The organism is Akkermansia muciniphila, from assembly GCF_900184965.1.
Lineage (GTDB): Bacteria > Verrucomicrobiota > Verrucomicrobiia > Verrucomicrobiales > Akkermansiaceae > Akkermansia > Akkermansia muciniphila_A.
The window spans coordinates 161,223-185,948 of sequence record NZ_FXYA01000185.1; the positions used below are offsets into that span (position 1 = coordinate 161,223).

General features: G+C 52.7%; 30 protein-coding genes, 1 tRNA gene and 1 pseudogene. 22 read left to right on the plus strand and 10 right to left on the minus strand.

All coding sequences use genetic code 11. The features are described 5' to 3' along the window. Positions 1-169: 169 nt before the first annotated feature. Positions 170-1,288, minus strand: a complete 1,119-nt coding sequence (locus tag CI070_RS06285) for a peptidylprolyl isomerase (RefSeq protein ID WP_179218594.1) — start codon at positions 1,286-1,288, stop codon at positions 170-172. Positions 1,289-1,465: 177 nt separating this feature from the next. Between CI070_RS06285 and CI070_RS06290 the strand changes: the two genes are divergently transcribed. The 4 genes from CI070_RS06290 to CI070_RS06305 are packed head-to-tail and all read left to right on the plus strand — an operon-like array spanning position 1,466 to position 4,137. Continuing rightward, a complete protein-coding gene (locus CI070_RS06290; protein ID WP_179219360.1) occupies positions 1,466-2,191 on the plus strand; it encodes a UbiA family prenyltransferase in 726 nt (241 codons plus the stop codon). A gap of 55 nt (positions 2,192-2,246) precedes the next feature. Continuing rightward, entirely contained in the window at positions 2,247-2,897 is a 651-nt protein-coding gene (locus CI070_RS06295; RefSeq protein WP_094137495.1) for a MotA/TolQ/ExbB proton channel family protein, read from the plus strand. 24 nt (positions 2,898-2,921) lie between these two features. Next, entirely contained in the window at positions 2,922-3,353 is a 432-nt protein-coding gene (locus CI070_RS06300; protein WP_094137496.1) for a hypothetical protein, read from the plus strand. 19 nt (positions 3,354-3,372) lie between these two features. Next, the gene (locus tag CI070_RS06305) at positions 3,373-4,137 is read left to right on the plus strand and encodes an energy transducer TonB (protein ID WP_143245751.1); all 765 of its coding nucleotides are present in this window, start codon (positions 3,373-3,375) and stop codon (positions 4,135-4,137) included. Positions 4,138-4,400: 263 nt separating this feature from the next. Here the strand turns inward: CI070_RS06305 and CI070_RS06315 are convergent, their stop codons facing one another. From CI070_RS06315 to CI070_RS06330, 4 genes are all read right to left on the minus strand, one after another. Continuing rightward, positions 4,401-4,844, minus strand: a complete 444-nt coding sequence (locus CI070_RS06315; protein WP_094137499.1) for a hypothetical protein — start codon at positions 4,842-4,844, stop codon at positions 4,401-4,403. Between the two features lie 13 nt (positions 4,845-4,857). Beyond that, a complete protein-coding gene (locus CI070_RS06320; RefSeq protein WP_094137500.1) occupies positions 4,858-5,121 on the minus strand; it encodes a hypothetical protein in 264 nt (87 codons plus the stop codon). Positions 5,122-5,200: 79 nt separating this feature from the next. Next, positions 5,201-5,833 (minus strand): hypothetical protein, encoded by a 633-nt coding sequence (locus CI070_RS06325; protein WP_094137501.1) that lies wholly within the window; start codon positions 5,831-5,833, stop codon positions 5,201-5,203. A 106-nt stretch (positions 5,834-5,939) separates the two neighbouring features. Continuing rightward, positions 5,940-6,281, minus strand: coding sequence for an HU family DNA-binding protein (locus CI070_RS06330; RefSeq protein WP_306419612.1), 342 nt, complete (start codon positions 6,279-6,281; stop codon positions 5,940-5,942). A 183-nt stretch (positions 6,282-6,464) separates the two neighbouring features. Between CI070_RS06330 and rnhC the strand changes: the two genes are divergently transcribed. Further along, a complete protein-coding gene (rnhC, locus tag CI070_RS06335; RefSeq protein WP_218823937.1) occupies positions 6,465-7,349 on the plus strand; it encodes a ribonuclease HIII in 885 nt (294 codons plus the stop codon). A 4-nt stretch (positions 7,350-7,353) separates the two neighbouring features. Here the strand turns inward: rnhC and CI070_RS06340 are convergent, their stop codons facing one another. After that, complete coding sequence (locus CI070_RS06340; protein WP_094137503.1) at positions 7,354-7,872, minus strand: septal ring lytic transglycosylase RlpA family protein; 519 nt, start codon at positions 7,870-7,872, stop codon at positions 7,354-7,356. A gap of 215 nt (positions 7,873-8,087) precedes the next feature. Here CI070_RS06340 and CI070_RS06345 point away from each other — a divergent pair, with 215 nt between their 5' ends. The 7 genes from CI070_RS06345 to rpsP all read left to right on the plus strand — a co-directional run bounded on the left by CI070_RS06345 (position 8,088) and on the right by rpsP (position 13,473). Beyond that, positions 8,088-8,810 (plus strand): NUDIX hydrolase, encoded by a 723-nt coding sequence (locus CI070_RS06345; RefSeq protein ID WP_094137504.1) that lies wholly within the window; start codon positions 8,088-8,090, stop codon positions 8,808-8,810. A gap of 129 nt (positions 8,811-8,939) precedes the next feature. Then, positions 8,940-9,536, plus strand: coding sequence for a tRNA (guanosine(46)-N7)-methyltransferase TrmB (gene trmB / locus CI070_RS06350; RefSeq protein WP_094137525.1), 597 nt, complete (start codon positions 8,940-8,942; stop codon positions 9,534-9,536). Positions 9,537-9,541: 5 nt separating this feature from the next. After that, a complete protein-coding gene (gene tgt, locus CI070_RS06355) occupies positions 9,542-10,675 on the plus strand; it encodes a tRNA guanosine(34) transglycosylase Tgt (RefSeq protein ID WP_094137505.1) in 1,134 nt (377 codons plus the stop codon). A gap of 8 nt (positions 10,676-10,683) precedes the next feature. Beyond that, on the plus strand, positions 10,684-11,004 hold the full coding sequence (gene yajC / locus CI070_RS06360) for a preprotein translocase subunit YajC (protein WP_157738216.1): 321 nt from the start codon (positions 10,684-10,686) through the stop codon (positions 11,002-11,004). A 106-nt stretch (positions 11,005-11,110) separates the two neighbouring features. Next, positions 11,111-11,980: a hypothetical protein gene (locus CI070_RS06365; protein WP_094137506.1), complete on the plus strand. Its 870-nt coding sequence runs from the start codon at positions 11,111-11,113 to the stop codon at positions 11,978-11,980. A gap of 10 nt (positions 11,981-11,990) precedes the next feature. Continuing rightward, positions 11,991-12,893, plus strand: a complete 903-nt coding sequence (locus tag CI070_RS06370; protein WP_094137507.1) for a tyrosine recombinase XerC — start codon at positions 11,991-11,993, stop codon at positions 12,891-12,893. Positions 12,894-13,230: 337 nt separating this feature from the next. Beyond that, a complete protein-coding gene (gene rpsP, locus CI070_RS06380) occupies positions 13,231-13,473 on the plus strand; it encodes a 30S ribosomal protein S16 (RefSeq protein ID WP_012419329.1) in 243 nt (80 codons plus the stop codon). 164 nt (positions 13,474-13,637) lie between these two features. On the opposite strand, the gene CI070_RS06385 is transcribed toward rpsP, so the two are convergent. Further along, complete coding sequence (locus CI070_RS06385; protein WP_094137509.1) at positions 13,638-14,168, minus strand: shikimate kinase; 531 nt, start codon at positions 14,166-14,168, stop codon at positions 13,638-13,640. A gap of 262 nt (positions 14,169-14,430) precedes the next feature. Between CI070_RS06385 and CI070_RS06390 the strand changes: the two genes are divergently transcribed. The 8 genes from CI070_RS06390 to CI070_RS06425 all read left to right on the plus strand — a co-directional run bounded on the left by CI070_RS06390 (position 14,431) and on the right by CI070_RS06425 (position 20,289). Then, on the plus strand, positions 14,431-15,477 hold the full coding sequence (locus tag CI070_RS06390) for an L-threonylcarbamoyladenylate synthase (protein ID WP_094137526.1): 1,047 nt from the start codon (positions 14,431-14,433) through the stop codon (positions 15,475-15,477). A 55-nt stretch (positions 15,478-15,532) separates the two neighbouring features. Further along, a complete protein-coding gene (locus CI070_RS06395; RefSeq protein ID WP_094137510.1) occupies positions 15,533-15,877 on the plus strand; it encodes a histidine triad nucleotide-binding protein in 345 nt (114 codons plus the stop codon). Between the two features lie 110 nt (positions 15,878-15,987). Next, positions 15,988-16,479, plus strand: coding sequence for a YceD family protein (locus CI070_RS06400; protein WP_143245752.1), 492 nt, complete (start codon positions 15,988-15,990; stop codon positions 16,477-16,479). 23 nt (positions 16,480-16,502) lie between these two features. Further along, complete coding sequence (gene rpmF, locus CI070_RS06405; RefSeq protein WP_094137512.1) at positions 16,503-16,694, plus strand: 50S ribosomal protein L32; 192 nt, start codon at positions 16,503-16,505, stop codon at positions 16,692-16,694. Between the two features lie 148 nt (positions 16,695-16,842). Further along, a complete protein-coding gene (gene plsX, locus CI070_RS06410) occupies positions 16,843-17,892 on the plus strand; it encodes a phosphate acyltransferase PlsX (RefSeq protein WP_094137513.1) in 1,050 nt (349 codons plus the stop codon). A 5-nt stretch (positions 17,893-17,897) separates the two neighbouring features. Further along, complete coding sequence (locus CI070_RS06415; RefSeq protein WP_094137514.1) at positions 17,898-19,664, plus strand: HD family phosphohydrolase; 1,767 nt, start codon at positions 17,898-17,900, stop codon at positions 19,662-19,664. Further along, positions 19,648-20,145 carry an rRNA maturation RNase YbeY gene (gene ybeY, locus CI070_RS06420; protein ID WP_179218596.1) on the plus strand — a complete coding sequence of 166 codons (498 nt, stop codon included), beginning with the start codon at positions 19,648-19,650 and terminating at the stop codon, positions 20,143-20,145. The genes CI070_RS06415 and ybeY overlap by 17 nt, the downstream gene beginning before the upstream one ends. A gap of 67 nt (positions 20,146-20,212) precedes the next feature. Continuing rightward, a tRNA-Arg gene (locus tag CI070_RS06425) sits at positions 20,213-20,289 on the plus strand. A gap of 420 nt (positions 20,290-20,709) precedes the next feature. Here CI070_RS06425 and CI070_RS06435 read toward each other — a convergent pair. The 3 genes from CI070_RS06435 to CI070_RS13920 all read right to left on the minus strand — a co-directional run bounded on the left by CI070_RS06435 (position 20,710) and on the right by CI070_RS13920 (position 22,198). After that, complete coding sequence (locus tag CI070_RS06435) at positions 20,710-21,309, minus strand: hypothetical protein (RefSeq protein WP_143245753.1); 600 nt, start codon at positions 21,307-21,309, stop codon at positions 20,710-20,712. Positions 21,310-21,438: 129 nt separating this feature from the next. Next, positions 21,439-21,885, minus strand: coding sequence for a hypothetical protein (locus CI070_RS06440; protein ID WP_094137517.1), 447 nt, complete (start codon positions 21,883-21,885; stop codon positions 21,439-21,441). Positions 21,886-21,967: 82 nt separating this feature from the next. Then, entirely contained in the window at positions 21,968-22,198 is a 231-nt protein-coding gene (locus tag CI070_RS13920) for a hypothetical protein (protein ID WP_218824888.1), read from the minus strand. Between CI070_RS13920 and CI070_RS14580 the strand changes: the two are divergent. Beyond that, positions 22,158-22,565 (plus strand): annotated as a pseudogene (locus CI070_RS14580) (TlpA disulfide reductase family protein); the annotation flags it as partial. The gene CI070_RS13920 and the pseudogene CI070_RS14580 sit on opposite strands and share 41 nt — an antisense overlap. A gap of 570 nt (positions 22,566-23,135) precedes the next feature. Next, positions 23,136-24,269 (plus strand): hypothetical protein, encoded by a 1,134-nt coding sequence (locus CI070_RS14115; RefSeq protein WP_256943608.1) that lies wholly within the window; start codon positions 23,136-23,138, stop codon positions 24,267-24,269. Positions 24,270-24,726 lie beyond the last annotated feature (457 nt).

Consider the following 24,726-nt stretch of genomic DNA (forward strand, 5'->3'; position numbering starts at 1 on the left):
TATGTATGAAGGCGTCTTCCGGAGATATGGGCCAGCGGAAGATGCCCCGGTTATGAGAAGGAGAGCGGACGGAACGGCCGGCGGCCAGGGAAACGGGGGAATGAAAGAGAGAACGCCGGACCGGCCTTGCTGAATGGGCCGGTCCGGCAACGGGGGGAAGGAGAAAAAGTCAGATGTATATTTTGACGATGGCTTTTTTCCGGAGGCGTTCCACCCATTTTTTATAACGTTCATTGCTGCGTTTGTTGCGCGCCATGATGTCAATCTGCTCCTTGATGGCGGAGAGGGGGGGCGGAGGAGCCAGTTCTTTTTTCTCCACCAGCACGATGGTGAAGCCGGTGGAGTCCACCAGCGGCCCGATGATTTCGCCGGACTGTGCGCCAAAGATGATGGCCGCGGATTCCGGGGAGAGCGTGGAGCGTTCCGTAACGGGCCAGTCACCGCCTTTTTCCGCATATAGATCTTTGGAATAGCGTTTGGCCATTTCCTCAAAGGTGGCGTTTTTGGATTTGATTTCCTTGGCGATGAGTTCCGCCAGGTTAAGCTGTACTTCCGGCGTGGAGGCGGAGTCATCCCCCAGCATCGGGATGAAGATTTTCTTGAATTTGATTTTGTCTTTGGTTAGGTCCCGGTATTGTTCTTTGGTAGCCTCGTATTCCTGCTGTATTTCCTCCGGAGTAGGCGGTATTTCCTGGTCGTATTTGGAAGCCCGCATGATTTGAACCTGAAGCTGTTTTTTCGTCATTTCCCGGAAAGCGCGGATGGTCATGCCGGAGAGGTTCAAATTTTTCAGGAAGGCGGAGCGATCTCCGTTGAAAGTGGTCAGGATGGTTCGGTTGATTTCCTGGTCAATGAGTGAGTCTCTGATGACGCCGCCCATGCCTTCAAATTCGTTGCGGAGCAGTTCTCTTTCCACCAGGTCTTCAATGATGTTTTTTTTCGCCAGGGCAAGTTGTTTGTAAAATTCGGGCCCCTGTTTGGGGTATTGGGCCGCGAGTTGCGCTCCGATGGGCATGAGCCGCACGCTGACTTCATTGGCTGTGATGGGACGGCCGTTGACTGTGGCAGCAATCCGGTTGACGATTCTCTGGGGTTGAACGCGGGAGGCCGGCGCTTCATTCGGGGAGATGCGCTTGGATTCGTCTGGCCGTACCGTTTCCCTGCCATCATCCCCGTGAAGCTGGACGGCCCGCGGAAGGGAGGCCCCTGAATCCACGATGCTTTGTCCCTGTGCGGACAGGGGCATGGTACAGATGAGAAGCGCCTGGATGTGGGTCCTGATATTCATGGGGGAGAGGAGAGTATTTTTAATGCTTCCGGCATGATAGGGGCCCGCCCCGCAAAGACAATCTATTTCTGGGTATGTATGGATGCCTCCCTGCATTGGGGGGATAGCGGTTTCCGCACTTTTACTGACTGTGGATGTGCTTGGTCATTGCTGTTTTTCCCTGTACAGTATGCGGTGATGCATGATTGCCGTTTATTGAGAGGAGTGCTTCGTTCCTCCCGTCCGGCCAATATTCCCACGTTGTTTACCAATGCGGCGGCGGCGTGGGCTTCCGTCCGGGGGGCGGAGTTGCCGCCTCCCGCCCTGTATGCGGGCGTAGCGCTGATGGGGCTGTGCTTTTATTTGTATGGCATGTGGGAGAATGACCGTGTGGACGCCGGATGGGATGCCTCCCGTTATCCGGACCGCCCCGTTCCGTGTGGCGCGGTGAGCGTTTCCGTACTGAGGCTGTTGTCTTTGGCGGCCGGGTTGTCCGGTTTGTTGCTGAATATGGCGCTGGGTGGGGAGTTTGCCGTGGGGGCGTTGCTGCTGGTTGTGATTTCCCTGTATAATGTGTTCCATAAACTGTGGAGCGGTTCCATTGTTTTGATGGGGTTGTGCCGCGGGGTGTGGGCGCTGGCCGCCGGTCTGGCGTTTGCCCATACAGGGGGAGAGTCCGTTCTTCCTCCGGCGTTGTTGTGGTATGCTTTCGGTTTGTTTTTGTTTACCTGTGTGATTTCCGCCGTAGCACGGCGTGAGGCGGGCAGGCCCCGGGTTCAGACGGCCGTAGTGGTTCTGCTTTCCGGCATGTGCCTGTTTGATGCGGTATGGCTCCTGAGTTTCGGCTCCCTGCTGTGGGTTGGTGCCGTCTTATTATGGGCGGGAGCACGGTTGCTGCAGAAGCTCGGCTGCCGGGCCACATAGGTTTGAGTTGAATTTACATGGGAAGTGTGCATGATCTAACGCGAAAAAGAGGGTTATGAATGAATTGATCATCAAGATAGGTCCGTTGTTCTGGGTTTTGAGCGTTCTGGCCGTTTACGCGCTGGCGGTTGTTGCGGAGCGGATTTTGTATTTTCACAGGATTCAGATTAATATTGGAGATTTTTTAAGAGGCATTTCCAAGCTGGTAAATGCCGGAAAGACGGATGAAGCCCGGCATGAGGCTTCCATTTTGCCGGAACCTGCGGCCCGAGTGGTTTCTTCCGTGCTGGCTCATGCCGGATTGAGGCGTGAAGAGCTCCGGACTGTGGCAGAGGATTCCGTGCAGATGGAGGTGTTTCAGATTGAAAAGAATATCCGCGGATTGCTGGTAGTGGCTACGGTGAGCCCGCTCATCGGCGTGCTGGGGACGATCCAGGGGCTGGTGGGGTTTTATTCCCAGCCGGGTGTTCTGGAAGGGAAGGCGCCCACTCTCGCCATGTCGGATGCCGTTTACCAGGCCTTGCTTAGTTCCGCGCTGGGGCTGAGCATTGCTATTCCCGCTTATTTGTTTTATTCCTACCTGGCTTCCCGCTCCCGCCAGATTGTACATTCCCTGGAACGGGCCGGTACGGAGGCCGTTTGCCTGGTGTGTGATGCCCGGCAAAGGCGCGAGGCCGGAGAGAGCATGAACGGCCGGGGCGTGTGAGTGCAACAGGGAAGGAGGAAAGTCATGCAGATCAAGACCCGCTCAACATTGCCCGCCGGGGCGTTTTTTATTCAGGTGGTCGTCCTGCTGGATTTGGTCGTTCTTGTTTGCGTGCTGACGCTCATGACTTCCCGTGTGGGTATGGCGTACGGGTATGAGGTAAAGGCTCCTTCTTCCCATTTTCTGATGAACATTGTGGGGGATGTGGAGTTTATTTCAGTTACGGCTGGCGACCAGCCCGCTTTTTATATCGGAAACCGCCTGATTGAAGGCGGTCTGCCAGGCGTTTCTTCAGAATTGGACCGGATTTCCCGGGAACACGGGGAGAATGGGAGCCGTGTGGGGATTGCCCTGCGTTTGGATTATTCCGTTTCACGGGCCCTGGAACAACAGCTGGTGGATATGGTGCTTGCCAAGGGAATGACGTGTTATATTGCCGCCGAGCCCGCGGATTGATTTTTTCCCTTTTTACCTCATGAAGCTGAATAAAAAGAGCCGGGATAAAATTTTCGACCTTCATTTGGGATTGACGTTTGACTGGAGGGAGACCGGAATGCTGCGCTGGCGCATTTTGATGTGGATGCTTTTTTTTGGCGTTTGCGCTTTTGCTGCCGCCCTTTTTGTTCATGTGGAGATGCCGGAAATCCGCAGCAGGGGGGAGCAGCCGGGGGCCGTGGTGTTGTTGCCTGCGGATCATCCGCGCCTGCACCAGTATGTACTGCGCAATACTCCTCTGCCTGTGAGAGGCCCCGTCTGGGCTGATCCGGTCACGGCCGGCCCGACCGGAGAAATGGGCGTGACTTTGCCTTCTCCGCGTTCCACGGATACTTCTCTGGCGCTTCTGCCTTCCCTGTCCGTGCCTACTGTGGCGGATCAGGTCTGGCGTATGTGGCAGCATCCGGATTTTCATATACGCGCCATGATGAATCCTTCCTTGGAGGTTTCCGGAGCATGCATTCCCTATTTGTCTTTTTGTTCTCCGGGGCTGGATGGACGGATTGTTACAGCCGGCTCACTGTCCGGTTTTTCCAGAAGTGAAGATCACACGGGGCTGAGGAGTGATTTTTTTGTGGTGGTTGATGTCTGGGGCGTTCCTTCTCAAGTGTTGTTGCTGGAGTCTTCCGGCAGCAATGGCGCGGATGAGTCCGCCATGAGGTTCGCCCGGTCTTTGCGCTGGGTTCCGTCCAGGGAGCCGCGGAGCGGCACCATGTCCATCGAATGGAAGGAGGAAGAACCGTGAGCATGACCCTCCAGGATTTTTTGCTGCGCCTGTTTTTACTGGCCGCCGGCGGTTTTTGCGCTGTGGTGTTTGTTTTCCTGGTTGTGGGATGGGTACGGTCTTTTCTGGAGCGGAGGCGCAAGTTCCAGTGCCGGATATGCGGATTCCGATTTTATATGGAGGATGGGAATTCCCGTGCAGAATGTCCGCATTGCGGTGCGGCCAATAGAAGGGGCTGAGAAAATTCCGGGCAGGAAAGGGCGCACGGGAAGATTCCGGCGGAACTAGTAAATCCGCAGAGATTCTTCATCAATGGGGAGTGAGTCCATGCCCAGGTCTTCCGCCCCGTGCGTTCCCATTTCTTCCCGAACATAGATGACGTCCACGCGGCTGCTCTTGCCTTCACCGGAACGGTACCGAATGCGGGGTTCCCTGATGACGACAGTATTGCCTCCCATGGCCGCAGCTTCCCTGGTGAAGTAGTCGATTAGTTCCTTATCTTCCATGGAGACATGGACAATGCGCCCTTCCGGTCCGTTAAAATGCCCCACGTTGGTGTATTCCCCCATGGGGTATTCGTCAATGACCAGAACTTCGTTCTGGGGGATGGGCGCACGCGGGGAACCGGAGGTGACCGGCGTCCACGCATTGGGGCCGGAGGGGGAAGAACAGGCTGTAATCAGGCTTGTAATGAGGCAGAAGGCCGGACTGAAAAAAGGCGCTTTCATGGTTGTCCTGCCGTCAATAATCGGCAGGCGGCACAAAAATGCAACGGTAAACTTCGTTGCCGTTATGAAAGATTTGAACCATGACACGCTCCGGAGTTCTTTTAACGCAATAGGAGTCGTGTTCCTCAGGGATGGGGGGCGCGTAACGGCGCGTGCTGCGGCGCGCAAAGACATGCTGGCGGAAGACTCCCACGACGGCATGATTGCTCATTTTGACAATGGTATGGTAGTCGCTGGTAGGCAGGGTGATGGAAGGAGGAACGTCTTTGGCACTCACGGGAGGAATTATAGATGGCGGCTGAAAACAATGTCGAATCTGAAATGTGGCATGGGATCACGTCTGAAACATCGGCGCGTTAGTCCGTACGCCCCATCATTTCCCTCGTTTCCTGGATAGTGTGCGCCTGGGCCTGCCGCGCACTCATGATAGTTGGTTGTCCAAAGCTTTGTCTCTTGGCTTCAATGTCCCGGTTGACAGTGCGGCCGAGGCTTTTGTCCGCTTCTTTCCAGGAGCGCCCCTGAAAGCCGGATTGCTGCGTGGCGTATTGTTTGGAGGCATCCTGCCAGGAGTGAGTATTTACTCCCCTGGCGTGGGCGATGAAGTCTGGCGTTTCCAGTTTGCCATCCGTGAAGGATTTGATGCCGTCCCATTTCTTTGTTTCAAACCGGGTGGAGGCGCCGTCAAAGTTCTTTTTTTCAAAGGATGCGGTTTCAAAAGCCTTTTTTGCGATTTGAGACGTGTTGCCGCTGTACCGGAGCCCTTCAAAGGAACTTCGTTTCTGGGACACCATCCTGGTATTTCCTTCCTTGTCCGTTTGCTGGCCGAAGCCGCCGGCGAATTTCGCTTCCAGAGCATCCATCAGCTCTGCGTCCGTTTTTTCCGAATCAGGGCGTTGCCGGGGTTGAAAGTTTGTGGCTACCGTGCGTTCTGTGGCGCAGGAGCAAAGCGTTGCTACGGCAATCAGAAGAAGGTGCTGTATCCGGAACATGCTCACGGTTCCTTATATTCCCGAATGGCGCGCAAATTGCAAACAAAAAGACGCCTCCATTGTTTGATGGAGGCGCCCGGAGTAATCTGTCTGATCCCTGCAGGGATTACTTGGAAGCGGTCAGCTTGGCGACCTGGTCCTTCAATTCCTTGCCAACCTTGAATTTGACAACGGAACGGGCCGGAATCGGCACATCCTGGTCAGGGTTTTTGGGGTTGCGGCCTACTTTGGGCTTCACTTCCTTCACCTGGAAGGTTCCGAAATTGCGAATCACCACACGGTCGCCTTCAGCAAGGGTGCTGGAGATAATGTCCACGGCACGCTGTACGATGTCGAACACTTCAATCTGGGTGAAGTTGGTTTCGGCGCTGATTTTGTTAACGAGGTCTCGTTTTGTTAATGTTTTAGCCATATGAAGTGCAGAATGATATGAATGTATGAGTTTTATAGTTCAGCGTGCATGATTTGTCTCCTAAAAAATCACATAATCCGTGGCATGCTTGATTTTTACGTCCTTAACCGCGCGATGCGGGAATTTTGCTTGACCGGAATGGTTGGGATGCTTCCATTGCTTGCCGCCGGGGTGTTCCGGCTCCGGGAAGGATGATATATGCGAACCACGTTTACAACCATGCTGACTGACGCCCAGGCCGGAAGGCTTGAGTCCATTCTTGAGGAAAAGGGGTTTGAAAGAAGAGAGGTTCCCTACGCGCGTTTTTCCTTTGCCGGGCCTTCCCTGCTGGCGACGGTTTACGAGAAGAAGAACAAGCTTCTTCTGCAGGGGAAGGGAACGGATGATTTTGTAGAGTTTACGCTGGAACCGCAGGTGACTGGAGTTTTGACCCAGCCGGAAGAGATGGAAGAAGGAGGCGGTTTTGTTCCCCACTTCGGGATTGACGAGAGTGGAAAGGGAGATTACTTCGGCCCGCTGGTGGTTGCAGGCGTTTATGTGGACGGGGGCATCGGCGCCGCTTTGCGCAAGCTGGGCGTTTGCGACAGCAAGATGGTAGGGTCTTCATCCAGAATCCGTTTCCTGGCGGAGGGGATCCGCAGGGTGCCTGGCATCCGGTTTCACCTGGTAAGCATTGGTCCGGAACGGTATAACCAGCTTTATCCGGAGTTCGGGAATTTGAACCGTTTTCTGGCCTGGGGGCATGCTACGGTGATTGAGGGGTTGGCTGCCAAGGTGCCGGCTTGCCCCATGGCGTTGAGCGACCAGTTCGCCAATCCGTTTGTTCTGAAGAGGGCGCTTGCTGCCAAAAAGGTGTCTATCCGGCTGGAACAGCGTGTCCGGGCGGAGAGCGATGTGGCTGTGGCCGCGGCATCCATTCTGGCGCGCGAACGTTTTGTGAACTGGATGGATGCGGCGGGGGAGGGTGCCGGCATGAAGTTGCCGCTGGGCGCTTCCGGCCAAGTGGTGAAGGCCGCGCGCCAGCTGGTGGCCCTGCATGGGGAAGAAATGCTGCCCAAGGTGGCCAAGATGCATTTTAAGACCACGCGGAATGTGTTGAAGTAGGGAATCAGACCGGAGTGGCGCAAGGGGGCGCTTCTTTTTTCCATTTCCCGTCTCCTACGGAAAGGACGGTGATTTTGACTTTGTCCAGTCCGTGGTGTTTCATGTCCAGCCGTTCTGCGGCTTCTTCACTAAGGTCGATGATTCTGTTTTTGATGAAGGGCCCTCTGTCGTTCACGCGGACTTTCACGGTTTTGCCTGTTCGAAGGGATTGAACGAGCACTTCGCACGGGAGGGGAAGGGTGGGATGCGCCGCGTGCAGGTGCCATGGGCGCACGTTTTCTCCGATAGCCGTTTTTCCGCTGACGAGCCCCCAAAGGGCGCATTCATTGTAATGGGAGGCAATTCCCGTTTGTTCATACGTCAGCGCCTGTTCCACGTTCATGGGATGGTAGCGGTGCCCCCGGATGGTGTAGGGACGGATCATGTAGCCCGGATAATCCCGGCTTTTGGGAGAAGATGAGCAGGATGCCAGCCATAGCAGCCCGGCCAGCACGGACATTCCCCTGATGATACCTGTCTGCATGATTCTATTATATGGACGGGAAGATGGTGAAATGCAAGACGCGGGCGCGTTTTGCCGCCCATGAGAAACTGGATTCCTGAAGTGGCGTGATGTTTGCTGGGGTAAAGGGGGAGTTTTTTCATTGCCGTTCCTATTTTGATTTTGGTTGACTTGGTTGGACCGCTTGCGTAGCGTTGGTACGATTCTGGGAACTTACTACAATAATAGATAACATAATGAGCAGACAGGCATTTTATCCGCATCTCTCAGTGGATTGTGTGTTGATCGGGTTCGATGAGGAAGGTTTGAAAGTTCTTCTGGTGGAGAAGACGCAGTTTGAACCAGGACATACCGGCGCCATTTCCAAGTTGCCCGGCGATTTGATTTATGAGGAGGAAGAACTGGATGCCGCCGCCCGCCGTGTTCTGTTTGACATGACCGGCATGTCTTCCCCTCACTTGGAACAATTCCATACGTTCGGCGCGCCATCGCGCATCAAGAATCCGGAGGACAGGGCATGGGTGGAGGCTGTTTCCGGCCAGAAGATAGGGCGTCTGGTGACGGTGGCCTACATGGCCATGATCAGGATTTCCACCAAGCTGCGCAGACTGATGGAAAGCCACAAGACCCGCTGGGTGCCTGTAGATGACTTGCCGGAACTGGCGTTTGATCATCGGGATATTATTGACCTGGCGCTGGAGAGAGTGCGTTCTTCCGTGAAGAAGGAGCCTGCGCTGATTTATGACATGCTGCCTGCCAAGTTTACGGCTCTTCAGCTCCGGCGGTTGAATGAGGAGATTCACGGCAAGCCCATGGATGTGCGTAATTTCCACAAAAAAATTGCTTCCCGCCCCTACATTGTGCCGCTGGATGAGAAGGAGGAGGGGGTTCCCCACCGCGCCGCGCGCTATTACCGTTTTGACCGTAAAATTTATAATCGCCTTTATTGCCGGAGCTGACGGCGTCGGGCCGTTCCGGTTTAATTTTTCCGTTTTTCCGGGCCCCGTCCCGCCATGTTTGCGGGGGCGGGGTTCTTCTCGTTTGACAGAGTCCGCTTTGTAACGCATCTTATCCGCACGTTGATTCCCATGATAAATCCGGCCTTTATTCCAGACGATTTTTTCAAGGTGCTGGCGCCTTCTGATATTTTTGGCGTGGATGGTCCTTTTGAGGTTGATTTGGGGTGTGGGGACGGTGGGTTCCTGCTCCAGATGGCGGATCATTATCCGGAGCGCCGTTTTCTGGGGATAGAACGGCTTTTGGGCCGTGTGCGGGGAGTTTGTTCCCGGGCGGCCGTCCGCGGACTGGATAACGTGAAGGTGTTTCGCGTGGAGAGCCGTTATTTTCTGGAGTGGATGATGCAGCCCGGCTGCATTTCCCGGCTGCATTATTTATGTCCGGATCCGTGGCCCAAGGAGAGACACCATAAGAACCGGCTGGTGCAGGAGGATTTTCTTCCCGTGCTGCACCAAGCCCTGTCCGATGGCGGGGAGTTTCTGTTCAAGACGGATCATGAAGGGTATTTTCTGTGGGTGCTGGACCATGTGGCGCGCAGCGGGCTGTTTAGCCGCGCCAGTTGGGATGAGGACGAATTTTTTTATCCCCGAACGGATTTCCAGCTTCAATGGGAGGCCATGGGAAAACCGATTTACCGCGCCAGTTTTATCAAATTGCAGAAAGTCTGATTCCGATGCCTTTTATACTTCATCAAAAAGATTCTTCCACGGCTGCGCGCCTGGGTTCGCTTGAGTTGCCGCATGGACGGGTTTCCACCCCCATTTTCATGCCGGTGGGAACGCAGGGTTCCGTAAAAACCATGCATCCGCAGGATTTGGAGACGCTGGGTGCTGAAATTATTCTGGGAAATACCTATCATTTGTCCCTGCGCCCAGGTTCCTCTTTGATTAGGCAAATGGGCGGATTACACAAATTTTCCTCCTGGAACCGCCCTATTTTAACGGATTCCGGCGGGTTCCAGGTCTGGTCCCTTGCCAAGCTCCGTAAGATTACGGAAGAAGGGGTGCGTTTCCAGAACCATTTGGACGGGGCGTACATGATGCTGAGCCCGGAGCGGTCCATGGAGATCCAGGCGGACCTGGGCAGTGATATTGCCATGCTGTTTGACGAGTGCCCCCCTTATCCCTGCGACAGGAAGTACGCGGAGGCTTCCCTGGGTTACACGCTCCGTTGGGCTCGCCGCTGCAAGGCGTGGGTGCAGGAACATCAGCCCTGTTCCGGGGAAGGGCGTCAGCACCATTTCGGCATTGTGCAGGGTTCCGTGTATGCGGATTTAAGAAAGAAGTGCGCGGAAGAACTGGCAGCCATGGATTTTGACGGGTACGCCATCGGCGGCGTTTCCGTGGGAGAGCCGGAGGATGAAATGCTCCGCGCCATTGATCATTCCGCTCCCTGGCTGCCGGAGGAAAAGCCCCGGTACGCCATGGGGCTGGGCACCCCCCCCCAATTGCTGGAGATGATTGCCCGCGGCGTGGATATGTTTGACTGCGTGATGCCTACCCGCCTGGCCCGCCACGGCGTGGCTTTGACTCCGGACGGCCCCATGCATATCAAAAATCAGCGCTGGGAGACGGATTCCCGCCCGATTGATCCGGAGGGGCATCCGCATGTCACGCAATTTTCCCGCGCTTACGTGCGGCATCTGTTTAAAGCCGGTGAAATACTCGCTTTAAGATTGCTTTCTTTTCAGAATCTGGAATTCTATCTCCGGCTGATGGCCCAGGCGCGCGAGGCCATAGCCGCCGGCACGTTCGGTTCCTTCAAGGATTCGTTTATCGCGCGGTATCAAGCAAACGACATTTTATGAATATCTTTATGTTAGCACAGGCTCAGGATGCGGCGGGCGCCGCCGGGCAGGAACCTGCAAATATGTTTCAGCAGATTCTCGCCAGTCCCATGTTCATGTTTGTGATTATCATCGTCCTGTTCTGGGTGATGCTGATCCGTCCCCAGAGAAAGGCTCAGAAGGAGCAGCAGGCGCGCATCGCGGCCCTGCAGCGCGGAGACAAGGTGATTACAAACGCAGGGCTGCACGGTTTTGTGGAGAAGGTGAATGAGCGCACCGTTTCCCTCAAGATTGCGGAAGGCGTGGTGATTGAATTGGAAAAGAACGCGATCGTTCAAGTGGAGAAGTAAGTTTTTCCGCTTTCCGTACGTTTCCTGCATCCGCCCATGTCGCCCGCCGGCAGGGGCGGATGTTTATTTTTGAAACCGTCTTTTCCCGGCGGGGTTAGTAAAAGTGATGATGAGATTGCCCCACATGTTTATTTTGTCATGTTCTGCAGCGCTGGCGTGTGGTCTGTTCCCGTTTGCGGCAGGGCAATCCGTGTTTTCTGGAGACTGCGGGAAAAAGGAGGCCGCCCCCGGGGCCGGACTGGAATGCCTTCAGGTGACTTTGCTTATCCGCCAAATGGTCTTGGACCGCTATGACAGCACGGGCACGGGAATTTTGTCCGATCAGGATAAGGCCCGGTTAGTGGAGGATGCCCGCGCTGCGCGGCGGGAGGCCAGAAAGGCCTTTCTGAGGCAGTTTGATAAGGATGGGGACGGAAGGCTTTCCCCGGAAGAGTACAGGGCTTTCCGGCAACATGTAGAAAAGCGGAGAGGGGGGCGCAGAGCGGATGCTGGTCCGGACAAGAGAGACGGCATTCCGCTTTCCCCACCCGGTGAGAGGCGGAAAATTCCTCCGCCTCCCCCCCCTGCGGAGGGAATGGAAATGCCTCTGGTGGAAATTCGCACGGTGGGGAAGAAGCGTTTCATGGTTGCTCCCGGATTGTTTCTGCTGACTCGTAACATGTTACTGCATCATTATGACGCCAATGGGAATGGCCGCATTGATCCGGAGGAGCATGCCGTTGTCATGAAAGATGCCGCGGCTCTGTACCAGGTCAAAATGAAGGAGATGATGGAGCTTTACGATTTGGATCAGGACGGTGTGCTCAGCCCGGTGGAGAGAGAGCAGGCCCTGGCGGACAGCCATGAGGACAGCCCTCTGTATTCCATGGAAGAACCGGACGATATTGATTTGTTCATCCGGGCCAATATCAGCGAAGTGCTGCTGAAGGAATCGCCGGTGGATGCCGGGGATGAAAAAGATAAAGGTACGGAGTAATTTATTCTTCATGATGGGGATTCCTCTGGAACCGGAACAGGACTTTCTTCAATATCTGGAGGTGGAAAAGCAGGCTTCTCCTCATACGGTGGAGGTGTACGCCCGCGCCTTGCGCCAGTTCAGGGCCTGGGCGGCTGATTCATTCCCAGGGTGGGAGAAGTGCACGCCGGACCAGATGAGGGACTGGCTTTTCCAGGAGCTGAAGGATGAAGCCGCCACGTCCTCCATCCGGCTGAGGTTTGCCGCCCTGCGCAGTTTTTACCGTTTCATGATGCGGAGGTGCGGGCTGGAGGCGAATCCAATGACGGGCGTTTCCCTTCCCAGGAAAAAGAAAACACTTCCCGTTTTTCTGACGCTCAACCAGATGTTGGAATTGCTGGAGCTTCCCTACAAGACTGCCGTTCCCTCCAATGCCCCCGCATGGCTTCCCTACCGTGATGCGGCCATATTGGAACTTTTTTATTCCTGCGGGATGCGCCTGAGTGAACTGGTAGGGCTGGATGTCGGCAGTGTGGATCACCGTTTCCGGGGCGTGAAAGTAATGGGGAAGGGGCGCAAAGAGCGCATTCTGCCGGTGGGAACTCCTGCTCTGGCAGCTCTGGAGACTTACGTTGTCATGGCCTGCCTGCCGAAGAATTCCCCCTTGTTTGTTTCCCGTATAGGAACCCGGCTAAGCGCTCGCGCCGTACAGATGATGCTGAATAAATATGTGAAGCTGTCTTCCATTCCTTTTACCATTTCTCCCCATAAGATCAGGCATACATTCGCCACGCACATTCTGGAGGCCGGGGCAGATCTCCGTTCTGTCCAGGAACTGCTGGGCCATGCTTCCCTGTCCACTACCCAGATTTACACGCATGTGACGCGTGCCAGAATGGCGGAAGTGTACAGACAGGCGCATCCCAGGGCATAAGGATTGTTTTGTTCCATGAAGGAGGAATTTATTTTCCGCTGGCAGCCCATTCGTTCCTTTTACGGGACGGTATGCCGGAATACCGGATGGAATATTGTCTCTTGTGCTGGAGGCGGGAGGATTCAGCATGCTGTATCCTTTTGATCTTATGGCGGTGGAAAATTTTCCCTGACGCAGAAATGGATGAGAGGCTTTTTTCCCGTAAAAATAACTCTGGTATTGACAATGACTCCATTATATCGCATACATCTGCACCCGCTATGGAAAGCCAAACGCGCACGCATGTGAGTGGCAAGGCGCGCAAGTTTTCCATTAACACCTTTTATTTATAATTGATATGGCAGTAGCAATCAGACTCAACCGTCAGGGTTCCAAGGACCGTCCTTACTACAAAATCGTTGTTGTCGACAGCCGTGCGCGTCGTGACGGCCGTTACATCGAACAAGTGGGTTCTTATGATCCCATGAAGGAAGGTGTCAACTATACCATTAACCTGGAAAAGGTTGACAAATGGCTTGCTAACGGAGCGCAGCCCTCTGAAACGGTGAATTCAATGATCCGTAAAGCCCGTAAGGCTTAAGCCTTTTCCGGTACATTATCATTTTCCTGAAGGCGTTCCTTTGACGGGGATCGCCTTTTGTTGTTTCTTGCGCATGGAGCGGGAAAAAGGTTTTCCCTGCAAGTTCTTGCGTTAAGGCGGATCAGGAAGAGAAAGGTTCCCGCCCACAGAAAAACGGTGTGGCATTATTGCCGTCGGGACCGGAATACTCTGGCGGATTCCAGAATGCCGAATGCGATTTCATGAATGTGGAGATTGGCCGTATCAATGGTCAAGTGCGCCGTTTCCCGGTAAAAATCATGCCGTTCACTCATGAGATGTTTCAGCACGGCTTTGGGATTGGGTTGTTGGAGCAGGGGGCGGTTGGTGCATCTGGAAATACGCTGGTACAGGATATTCACGTCTGTATGGAGCCAGACGACAAAGCCCAGTTTTTTCAGTAGCAGCCGGTTCTCCGGTCTGATAATGATGCCGCCTCCCGTGGAAATAATGCGGCTTTGTACGGCGGACGTTTGAAGCTGCCGCAGGATTCCGGTTTCCAGGTCCCGAAAATGTGATTCCCCATGAATTTTGAAAATCTGCGGAATGTGCATCCCCGTCTGGCGTTCGATTAACTGGTCCGTATCCGTAAAACCAAGGTTCGTTTCCCGGTGCAGTTCCTTTCCTATGGTTGTTTTGCCGCATCCCATCAGCCCGATCAGGATGATGTTTGGCAAGGATGTTGACGCGGCCCCATTCACGGCTCGATTGTACTCAATCCGGAGGCGTGAGAAAACAACTTTTTAGCGGAATGGCCTTTTCTCACGCCAGCTTTCATTCGAGGGAAGTCCGTAAAGGTAGTGCGGAGGAAAGGCAGTTGGAAAAAGAGAGGAGAAGGATGGTGCCGCGGGGCGTGTTCTTATTCATTTGTCTGTTTTCTCCCTTCCGGGAAAGGAGGTCTTGCTTGACGCAGGAGCTTCTTCAGGCAAGGATAAAGCCATGCAAACCGAATTGTTCGAGGTAGATCCCCTGTCAGACAACCGCAAACTGTATGCCCGTGCGGCGGAAGCTCTGGGTGCGGGAGCGCTGGTGGGGATTCCCACGGAGACTGTATACGGCCTGGGAGCGGATGCCTTGAACCCGGAAGCGGTGGCAAGGATTTTTGAAGCCAAGGGAAGGCCTTCTTTTGATCCGTTGATTATTCATGTGCATCATGGGAGTGAGGTGGAAAAATATACCGCCGTTCCGGAGGGGCTAAAAGATCTGGTGCATACGCTTGCTTCCAGATTCTGGCCGGGGCCGCTGACCCTGGTGTTGCCAAAGGCGGATATCATTCCGGATATTGTAACCAGCGGCCTTCCTACGGTGGCCGTTCGCGTAAGCGCTCATCCTGCCATGCGGGGGGTGGCGAAAGCGCTGGGGCGTCCTATAGCTGCGCCCAGCGCCAACCGCTTCGGCCATATCAGCCCTACTTCCGCTTCTGCCGTGCAGAAGGAATTGGGGGGCAGTATTGAAATGATTCTGGACGCCGGAGCCTGTTCCGAGGGGCTGGAAAGCACGATTGTGCGCCCTATGCTTGACGAGAAGGGCAAGCCTTTCCTGGAATTGCTGCGTGAGGGGCCGGTGACCCGGGAACAATTCCGCAATCTGGTCAAGGTAGTGCGCCGCAAGCCTTCCTGCCGCCCTGTTTCAGAAACATCTCCGGCAGATGCGCCGGGACAGCTCACCAGCCATTATGCCCCGCGTAAACCTATGCTGTTGCTGGAACCGGGGAGGGATTTCGCTCCGGCGGAGGGTGTGAGGTATGGCTTGCTTTCTTATGAAGGAACGTCCGATCTTGCTCGGGAAGGGAATTGGGCGGAAGTGGTAGTCATGAGTCCCGGCAGCGGGCGGCTGGCAGAAGCTGCCGTCCGCCTGTTTGCCCTGATGAGGCAGATGGATGAAAATGAAGCTATTGACGTCATTGTGGCGGAATCCGTCCCGGAATCCGGCCTGGGCCGCGCTATTATGGATCGTCTGCGACGCGCTTCGGTCGTCAGAGAATAACTTGCCCACGGTTTGCAAAACATGTTAAAGTTATTGCAGATTCTTTTTTAATCTTATGGCCGCTACGTTATTTGAGAAAATCTGTTCCGGGGAAATTCCCGCGGACATTGTGTATCAGGATGAGCTGTGTGTTTGTTTCCGGGACATTAGTCCACAAGCGCCGGAACATTTGCTGCTGGTTCCGCGCAAGCCCATTCCCCGCCTTTCCGAGGCCGGGGAGGAAGATGTCGCCCTTTTGGGGCACATGATGCTGGCGGTCGGGCGGATTGCCCGGACTCTTCATCTGGATGAAGGAGGATTCCGCCTGGTTATCAACAACGGGCATGACGCCGGGGAAGCTGTTCCCCATTTGCACATGCATCTGCTGGCAGGCCGCAAGCTGGAATGGCCTCCCGGTTAGGCCGGAGCGAATTTAGGAATTGCCTGAAAGGGGAATAGGTGTGTCATTTCCCATTAATGGTGCCGCCCTGCCTGCTTGCCAGGCATCAGGTATGCCTGTAAGATATATTCATGAAAAGATTGCTGGTAGAACTGGAGAACTTGCCGGAGGCCGGGAAAAAATACAGCGGCGAGCTGGATTCTGAAATTTTCGGCATTGATGATGAAGAGGTTACTTCCATTGGGCCTCTTGCTTTTGATTTGCATGTGCAGAGATTTGAAAACGAATTGTTTATAAGAGGCAACATTTCCGCCCCCTTCAAATTCCGCTGCGTGCGTTGCCTGGGCTACTTTGACTACGTGGTGGAAGTTTGTGATTTCGCCGCTTCTTTCCAGATTGATTCACAGAATGTTGTGGATGTTTCAGATTCCCTGAGGGAGGAAATAGTTCTGGATTTTCCGGCATACCCGAAGTGTGCTGACGGAGGCATGGAAAACGACTGTATGGCGAAAACTCCGTATTTTGGAGTGGACAAAGAGGGGGGAACGGGTGTAAACAGTTCTGCCCCGATCAGGAATAGCGGCGTGTGGGACGCCCTCAATGAACTGGGAGATCATCATTAATCACCTTTTTACCAACTAAAATTATGGCAGCACCTAAGCGCAGAACGTCCAAGATGAAGCAGCGTACCCGCCTTGCCGCGCAGGCATGGCGCGCGCCGAAGCTCCGCAAATGCCAGAATTGCGGCAGCAGCACCCCCGGTCATACCGCCTGCCCCAATTGCGGTACGTACAAGACCCGTTCCGGCAAGGAAATCGTGGTGAAGGCGGAAGCGTAAGTTCCGCGGGCGCCGCATTTGCCTTGAAAATTATCGCCGTATTGCGGCGCCATCATATAGACTTTCCAGCCGCTTTTGCTTCGCAAAGCGGCTGAACTTGCTTGAAGCGGGCTGTTTTTTCTGCTAACACATTTCTTCAACAAATAATATGAAGATTGCACTGGATGTGATGGGCGGCGACAATGCGCCCGATATTAATGTGGACGGGGCGAAGCGGGCCCTCCGGGATTTCCCTCTCATTGAAAAGATCTACCTTGTGGGAAGGGAAGAAACGGTGCGTAGCTCTTGTGACCGCTGGGGACTTTCTGGTCCGCGCGTGGAGATCGTTCCGGCTGCGGAAGTTGTGGAAATGAACGAGTCCGGATTGCTGGCGGTGAGAAAGAAAAAAAATTCGTCCATGTCCATTTCCGTGGATCTGGTCAAATCCGGAGATGCGGATGCCGTGGTCAGCGCGGGCAACACGGGGGCGGCTGTAGCGGCTGCCACCGTCAAACTGAGGTTGCTTGAGGGTGTGGAGCGTGCGGGCATTGTGACCCAGCTTCCAAATGAATTCGGAGTCTGCAATGTGACTGATACCGGAGCCAACCCGGATGCCAAGCCACGGCATCTGGTAGGATATGCCGTGATGGCCAGCATTCTGGCGCGTTCCGTTTACTGCAAACAGATGCCTAAAGTGGGAGTTATGAGCAATGGCTCTGAAGATGAAAAGGGAACAGATTTTACCAAAGGAACTTTTTGTCTGTTGAAGCATTTGGAGGAGCGCGGTGCGCTCCCTTTTAAATTTGTAGGCAATGTGGAAGGCCACGATCTTTTTGAACATGAAATAGATGTGGCTCTGACAGATGGTTTTACCGGAAATGTCCTGCTGAAAACATGCGAGGCCACCGCCAAGGCTTTCAGCAAATGGCTGAAAGAGGAACTTAAGGCAAACCCGTTCCGCATGGTTGGAGCTGCTTGCGCCTCCGGAGCATTCCGCGCCATGAAAGCACGCCTTTCTGCGGACTCCGTAGGGGGAAGCCCTCTTTTGGGCGTTAAGGGCGTGACCATCATAGCGCATGGCAGTTCTACCCCCGTAGCCATCCGCAATGCCCTGAGAGTTTCCATGGAAATGGTCCAGCAGGGTGTCAATCCCCTCATAGAAGAGGAGATGGCCCGGCTGGGCACTATTCCGGAGGTTGCCGAAGTGTATCCCAAATAATCATCATGTTTCAGTTTCTGAAAAAGCATGCCGCCGCCGCGGCAAAAGAAGGAGCTCCCCCGGAAGGCGCTGCTTCCGTGTCCCGTTCTGCTGGTGATCGTTTGGACTCCAGCTTGGCGGTATCCGTCGGGTTGTGCGTGCTGGTTTTTATCGTGCTTCAATGGATGGGCAGTTACAGCCCCCATTGGGGAAAATCCATATGGCATCATGTGTCGGAAGCTTTTCTGCTTTTTTCCGTGACGCTGGCGCTGATGCCTATGTACTGGTTATGCGCCGGTTCCCTGCGCAGAAAAAATAAAACCTTTGTCGTCACATGGGGGGCGGTTCTGGTTCAGCTCCTGTTTTTTGGCTTCATCCGGCATGTAACGGCTGACATTACTTCCGACATAGGCAATGAGCTTTTGTACATTCCCTATATGATGGCTCCGTTGATTGTCACGGTGCTGCTGGGGCCTCTTTTGGGTATGTTTGCCACTATTTCCATCTGCATGCTTGGCGGATTTTTCATTCTGCCGGAGCAATATGCTCCGGAAAAGCAGGTCCAGTTCTGGATTCTGAGTTCTCTCTCCGGCATGCTTACCGTGTTGCTTACCCATAACCTGCGGAATCGCGCCCAGTTGCTGCGGGCGGGATTCTTTGTGGGGCTGCTTGTCATGGTACTGTGTTGCATCATGGGGGTCATCAATCTCCAGGCATGGGATTACAACCTCACTGGAGTTCTGGTTTGCCTGGCTGTGGCTTTTGGCGTAAGCATGCTGACCAGCGTGCTGATCAGCGGCGTCCTGCCTATCATAGAAGGAGCTTTTAAAATCATTACGCCTATTTCCTGGCTGGAAATGGCGGATATGAACTGCCCTCTCATGAAAAGGCTGCAAATGGAAGCTCCGGGAACCTTTCATCATTGTCTGATGGTTGCCCAGCTGGCGGAGGCAGCGGCGGAAGCCATTGGGGCCAATCCCATTGAATGCCGGGTGGAGGCTTATTACCATGACATTGGCAAAATGCAAAACCCCCTTTATTTTATTGAAAATATCATGGACGGCCCCAATCCCCATGATGAGCTGACGCCCAGCATGAGCGCCCGTATCATCATCGACCACGTTCAGGACGGGGTGGCATTGGCCAGGGAGAATAACCTTCCGCGTCCTTTGGTGGACGTCATAGAGCAGCATCACGGCACCTCACTGGCTTACTTCTTTTACCGGAAAGCCCTTCAATACCGGGACGAGATCCTGAGCCGAGTGGAAAGCGGCCTGGCTTCTCCGGATGACGTTCCGGAAGTAGTGGAATCCAACTTCCGTTACAAGGGGCCCAACCCGCAGAGCAAGGAAACAGGAATCGTCAGCCTGGCGGACATCGTGGAAAGCGCCACGCGCTCCATGGGTAAAATTTCCTGTGAGGAAATGCAGAAAAGGGTGGATGAACTTTTGAAGCAACGGGTGGTGGACGGCCATTTGGACGATAGCGGTCTTACCTTCGGAGATCTCAAGAAGATCCGCAACAGTTTCATTAAGACGCTGAAAAGCATTCACCACAACCGCATTGCCTATCCTTCCCACAATCCGGAGGCAAAGATTGAAAAAAATGTTCTTCCTGATGTGTCCGTCAGGGAACAGGAAGAGAAAGCGGTGAAAAAGGAAAGTGAGGGCAAAGCCGTTCCGGAAATCATGGAGTTGCCCGATGCCGGAACCCGAACCCTTCAAGAGGGAAAATCCACGGAAGCGGAGATGGAGAACGGCGCGGTTACGGAGAAAAATGAAACCGAATCTTGAACTCTACAATCATCTGGAGGAGGGGAGGCTCAATTCATCCGTTATGGATGCCCTGATTGGCGCCTTGGAAAGTTGCCTTCCCTCTGTGTTGGCGTTGACTGAAGGTCCTGTCCCCGTACTTTCCGGATTGGATGAAGTAGAAATCAGCGTGGTTTCCGATGAAGTCATCCAGGATGTGCATGCCCGTTTTTTGAATGACCCGACGGCGACGGATGTTATTACTTTTCCGCATGGAGACGGAATAGGAGAGATCATCGTCAGCTTTGATACCGCTATCCGGCAGGCTTCGGAATTCGGAGAACCTGTTTTTAGAGAACTTTTCCGGTACATGGTGCATGGTCTTCTGCATCTGCACGGGTATATAGATACGGAACCGGAGGAACGGGAGCGCATGTTTTCCCGTCAGGAGCCTCTGGTGCGGGAGTTTGGAGCGGCCCTGGCGAATTTATCTTTTACGCATGACCGCAGCTCCGGTGCTTAAAGCGCGCTTTTCAAAGATCCGGGCTTGCCAAGTCGAGATGAACTCTGTTACTCTTTTGCCGCATCATGCGTCCATAGCTCAGTTGGATAGAGCAACTGCCTTCTAAGCAGTGGGTCACTGGTTCGAATCCAGTTGGACGTGCCATTTTTTCAAACCCCGTATTCTTCTCAGGAATACGGGGTTTTTCATGTGATAAAGGCCTTTTTCCGTCAAAAGCGGGCTATCTTAAAAATAGAGAGGCAAGGCAAGCATGATTTGGTAAACAAGCTGGATAGAGGCATTATTACGCATGGTTCGGCCTGTTTTTTATCAATAGTAATAGCGGTTGGTTTGCGAAACCGGGAGAATGGAGGAATGTGGCTGAAGATTTTTTCTCTGTATTGAGAGAAGGGGAATAGTCTGTGGCTGTTGTGACGAAAATGACAGAAAATGAAAGGGTTGAATGAAAAATAATGGGGCGGATGGGTAGAGAGTCTTTAATGCTTTTGAAGAGCACTGGCATGGACATGCAAACAGTGTATTTTTATGAATGATACCGTGGAAAATTTGGAATTTTTAATATTTTTATTTTATCCGGCGGTGGGGAATCTCTCCGGTATTGGTAATACGGGAGTATGGATGCATCTTTGCATATTCATCCTGAGTGAGTACATTGACGCATAACTCCAGGATTTTATGCATGCCGTACATGGGAAGATCGATGTCCGGATGCAGTTTCTGGAACTTGTGAACAATTTCCATTTCCGTTTCCGGAAAATTCACGGGAATGGTATTGGGAAGTTGAATTTTCCACGATTCGCCTTCGTTTATCAGCTTATCAATAAAAAGATATTGGGTAACAGGAATGTTGCCGCGTGCGGTAAACCAGGTGTGTACGGTGCGGACGGAAACGCGGCATTGTCCCGCAAGCCATTGGCGGGTTTTGCCGTGAGCACGGAGCCATTCCTTGATTCTGATTTTTTTCGGGTCACATTCTTCCGTATGGGAAAGTGGATTCTGCTCTGAATCGGAAATCAGGCCTGGAATGATGCGGGAAAGCGCTTTTTTGGTATGAGCTGATATTTTACGAACGCTCATTTGTGCATAAAAAGTTTGTGGCCGGATACCTATCTCCTCCGCCAATTGGTAGGACTTGCGGTTTTGGCTTTGCAGCCACTCTTTCACCTGAATGCGTATATCGTCGTCAGACATGAATTTGTGCAGATTTGTAACGAAAGAAAAGATAGGGAGGAGGCGGTAACGACACTATGTTCTCTTTCTCTGGAATTGATCCGGGATATGGGATTCTCTTTTTCAGCTTCTGCTTTTGATGCTGGAAAGAGCATCCAGTGCTTCACTCGCCCATTCCGGAACGGTCAGACCACGGCGTTCAGCTTCATTCCTGAATTTTTCATACTTTTGAGGAGTAACGGGAACGTGGATGCTGTTCGGATTTTTTGTTTGAACCAGGCGTGCCTGTTTGGCGTACTCTTCTTTCATAATTCTGATAATCAGGCGTTGTCTGGCACGGGGAATTGGAACAGTGGAAAGCCATTTATCGACCTGACTCTTGCTGACGCCGCAAAGGTCGGCAAATTCGTCCCGGGTCATTTTCGTAAGAGCTAAAAACTTTCTGATACTGGACTTCATTTCATCCATGCGCGCATTTTTCGCATTCAGAAAAATCTGGCAAGCCATTTCTGGCATATTTTCTATTTTAGAAAATAATATTGTCTTTGCGTATCCAAAAAGGTAAATCATTTTTCCTAAATCCAATGAAATTCAAAAAAGTGTGGATGTTGATCATGTTTGTTTTCTTCTTCCATATGAAAAAAAATCATGATTAATATTTCTTCTTTTTCGGGGCATTTTGACTTCTGTCCTGGTGGAAAGAACACGGTAACGGGCCTTCCTTCTTTTCTTTCTTTTTTCTATTGGCTTGACGAAGAAGGTTACGATAGTACCGTGTCACCATGTTAAATTCCTCTTTATTGGTTTTGGGGTGTTCCGTGTTTCTTGCGGCGGCTGCCGGAATGCCATTGCTGGCAGCTTCTTCTGAAAAAAAGGAAAACAAAACGGTTGCTTCGGAGGGCGCCCTCCCATCACTTGCTCTGGATGGTTTGCCGGATGTATGGATACAGGGAACTCCGGTAAAGGAATGGGAAAAGGACAAAGTGTATATTTTTGAATTTTGGGCTACCTGGTGTGGACCATGCTTGGCTGCTATGCCCCATATGGAACAATTGCATCAGGCCTTTAAAAATAATCCTCATATGCAGATTATCGGAGTTAATGTCATGGACAGGAAATCTCCGGAATCTCTGAAAGAATTTTTAAAAAACCGTCCATCCCCCCTGACTTATGCCATGGCCGTGGATGTGGATGGGAAAAAGACCAGGGAGAAATGGCTGTCCCCAATGGGGGTGAACGGCATCCCCCATGCTTTTGCCGTTAAAAACGGCAAGCTTATTTGGAGAGGACATCCCGGAAGACTTTCTGAAGAAATGATGCGGGCCATGTTGAAACCTGATTTTTCTGCAACATCTCTTCCAGAGGATAACCCCAGAGCGAACGCCCGTGCATGGAAGCTCTACCGTCAGGTTTCTGAGAGAGCGGGAGAACTTGCCCGGAAGGCGGGGAAGGCGGAAGCACAGGCCTTTTTAAGGCAAATTCAGGATTCGGGACAGTTCCAGCAGGATCAGATTATTCAACTGAAAATGGTGCCATTCAGCGTCTTGGCGGAATTGGAAAAATTCCAGGAAGCACAGGCCGTACTGGATGAACTGTGCAAAGAGTATCCGGACAATTACCGTGTACAGATTAATGTGGCGGAAACGCTTCTAAATGGAAAATCCGTGCCTGCCGGGAAAATGGATGCCACCCTGGTGGAAAGATGCCTGAACCGTTGTATTGAAATCTCCAGAAAGAATAACAAGGAAGCTTCCTTGCCTTGGAAACTGATGGCGGAACTTAGGGAAAGGCAGGGAAACATGGGAGAGGCGTTGCTGGATATGGAAAAGGCGCTGTCCTTAACGTCCATCAGCAAAGCCTGGACGAAACTGCAGCAGCTTTCGGGCAATAAGGAAGCCTTTCAGAATATTGTGAATCAGGCGATTGCTGAAATAAGGCCGGAGCCTCCGAGGAAGATGCAGGAAATGGGCGTTGTGCAGGAAAACAAACAGTACACTCCTCTTTTCAGTAAGTTGAAATGGTTCAATCATCCCGGTCTGACAGGACTTCCTGCCGGCAAGACCGTATTCATCAGCTTCTGGAGAGGTCACAATATACTTGGAGAAACAGCTCCAGGAAGAACGCTTGATGTTGTTCTTAAAAAACACGGGCTTTTAGATCATCCGGGAGTAAAGGCCGTGGTGTTGGGCGTCAATCCGTCAGCGGAGAAACAGATGCAGGATTATTTGTCCGGGCCGGAAGGATGGACTCCTTATCCTGTCGGTATTCCATCGGATCGTTCGGTTATTGAATTCTGTGATTTGCTCAAACTTGATTCATTCCCCGCTGCTGCCGTCGTTCGTGACGGAACATTGTTGTGGTCCGGAGAAATTAAAAGGATGCCCGAATGGGTGGCGGAAACTGCCAGATTGGACTCTTTTGACAAAAACAGATTTGCGGATGAGGCTGCGAAGCGGAAGGCTCGCCAGCAGGCCATGTATGCTGTCATAAAAAAATCCTTTGAATTGAGGCGGGAAAAGAAATTTGATGAATACCAAAAGTTGATTGAGGAAAATGCCGAACAGTTTTCCGATGATGGATGGTTTGCGTCTACAGTAGCGGAGGTTCAGGCAGGAAAGGCTTGGAAGGAGAAGAATTACCAGAAAATGGTTGAGATTTTTGACAACGTCTTGGAACGCTTTCCACGGGAAGATTCGCTTGCTTCCTATATCCTGAAGATCCTTAATGGTTCGGAGGAAATGCGCAAATACAGTTATAAGGCGGCTCGCCATGCTCTCCAGATTATGAGGGATTTTAATACGAGGGATGATGGCGGATACAATGCCGCCTGCTATGAGGTGATGATGAATATGGCAATGGAGGAAAAAGATTACGCCCAGGCGAGGAAAGATGCTGTAAACGCCCTTCGGGAACTGCCTTTGGTCCATCAATACGCAGCCATGAAGAAAAAATAGAGAGAAACTTAGGATTTCTGAAGTATTTAGGCCTCTTTCGTGATGAAAGAGGCTTTTTTATTAGAAAAAAATGAAAACGTAATATGTTGATAATGAAATATTTTTTATGAGTTTGAAATTTTTTCTCGAAAAAACATCTCGAAAAAAATTGACAAAAAGGGGGAAGTTGATAAAGTTCTCGGCACGCCAACACGGCGACGGGATGAAAAGCCCGGCGGCAGACGGACTCGGAAGAGTAACGGAAGCGGCTGGAGCCGGCCACCCGGAGAGCTCCCTGGAAGCAGGGGCGATAAGAAGATTTCAAGGGAATGACTACCGAAAACCGCCGAGGGTTTTCCGAGGGCGCCGAGAGGTGCCGGAGGAGTAAAAGGCCCGAAGGAGCGACCTGGCTCTGAGAGGGGTGGTTTGGTAGAAGCGAGGGGAAAGAAAAAAGGTCGTGACGCGCGCCGTGCAAGGC

Coding starts and splice junctions, on each gene's coding strand:
- trmB (WP_094137525.1), top strand. CDS start 8,940: ATGATAAATCCGGCCTTTATTCCAGACGATTTTTTCAAGGTGCTGGCG.
- rnhC (WP_218823937.1), top strand. CDS start 6,465: ATGCTGACTGACGCCCAGGCCGGAAGGCTTGAGTCCATTCTTGAGGAA.
- CI070_RS06345 (WP_094137504.1), top strand. CDS start 8,088: ATGAGCAGACAGGCATTTTATCCGCATCTCTCAGTGGATTGTGTGTTG.
- yajC (WP_157738216.1), top strand. CDS start 10,684: ATGTTAGCACAGGCTCAGGATGCGGCGGGCGCCGCCGGGCAGGAACCT.
- CI070_RS06365 (WP_094137506.1), top strand. CDS start 11,111: ATGATGAGATTGCCCCACATGTTTATTTTGTCATGTTCTGCAGCGCTG.
- CI070_RS06315 (WP_094137499.1), bottom strand. CDS start 4,844: ATGAAAGCGCCTTTTTTCAGTCCGGCCTTCTGCCTCATTACAAGCCTG.
- CI070_RS06295 (WP_094137495.1), top strand. CDS start 2,247: ATGAATGAATTGATCATCAAGATAGGTCCGTTGTTCTGGGTTTTGAGC.
- CI070_RS06390 (WP_094137526.1), top strand. CDS start 14,431: ATGCAAACCGAATTGTTCGAGGTAGATCCCCTGTCAGACAACCGCAAA.
- CI070_RS06395 (WP_094137510.1), top strand. CDS start 15,533: ATGGCCGCTACGTTATTTGAGAAAATCTGTTCCGGGGAAATTCCCGCG.
- CI070_RS06370 (WP_094137507.1), top strand. CDS start 11,991: ATGATGGGGATTCCTCTGGAACCGGAACAGGACTTTCTTCAATATCTG.
- CI070_RS06305 (WP_143245751.1), top strand. CDS start 3,373: ATGAAGCTGAATAAAAAGAGCCGGGATAAAATTTTCGACCTTCATTTG.
- CI070_RS06400 (WP_143245752.1), top strand. CDS start 15,988: ATGAAAAGATTGCTGGTAGAACTGGAGAACTTGCCGGAGGCCGGGAAA.
- plsX (WP_094137513.1), top strand. CDS start 16,843: ATGAAGATTGCACTGGATGTGATGGGCGGCGACAATGCGCCCGATATT.
- CI070_RS06285 (WP_179218594.1), bottom strand. CDS start 1,288: ATGAATATCAGGACCCACATCCAGGCGCTTCTCATCTGTACCATGCCC.
- ybeY (WP_179218596.1), top strand. CDS start 19,648: ATGAAACCGAATCTTGAACTCTACAATCATCTGGAGGAGGGGAGGCTC.
- CI070_RS14115 (WP_256943608.1), top strand. CDS start 23,136: ATGGAAAAGGCGCTGTCCTTAACGTCCATCAGCAAAGCCTGGACGAAA.
- rpmF (WP_094137512.1), top strand. CDS start 16,503: ATGGCAGCACCTAAGCGCAGAACGTCCAAGATGAAGCAGCGTACCCGC.
- rpsP (WP_012419329.1), top strand. CDS start 13,231: ATGGCAGTAGCAATCAGACTCAACCGTCAGGGTTCCAAGGACCGTCCT.
- CI070_RS06325 (WP_094137501.1), bottom strand. CDS start 5,833: ATGTTCCGGATACAGCACCTTCTTCTGATTGCCGTAGCAACGCTTTGC.
- CI070_RS06440 (WP_094137517.1), bottom strand. CDS start 21,885: ATGATTTACCTTTTTGGATACGCAAAGACAATATTATTTTCTAAAATA.
- CI070_RS06300 (WP_094137496.1), top strand. CDS start 2,922: ATGCAGATCAAGACCCGCTCAACATTGCCCGCCGGGGCGTTTTTTATT.
- CI070_RS06290 (WP_179219360.1), top strand. CDS start 1,466: ATGCATGATTGCCGTTTATTGAGAGGAGTGCTTCGTTCCTCCCGTCCG.
- CI070_RS06340 (WP_094137503.1), bottom strand. CDS start 7,872: ATGCAGACAGGTATCATCAGGGGAATGTCCGTGCTGGCCGGGCTGCTA.
- CI070_RS06415 (WP_094137514.1), top strand. CDS start 17,898: ATGTTTCAGTTTCTGAAAAAGCATGCCGCCGCCGCGGCAAAAGAAGGA.
- tgt (WP_094137505.1), top strand. CDS start 9,542: ATGCCTTTTATACTTCATCAAAAAGATTCTTCCACGGCTGCGCGCCTG.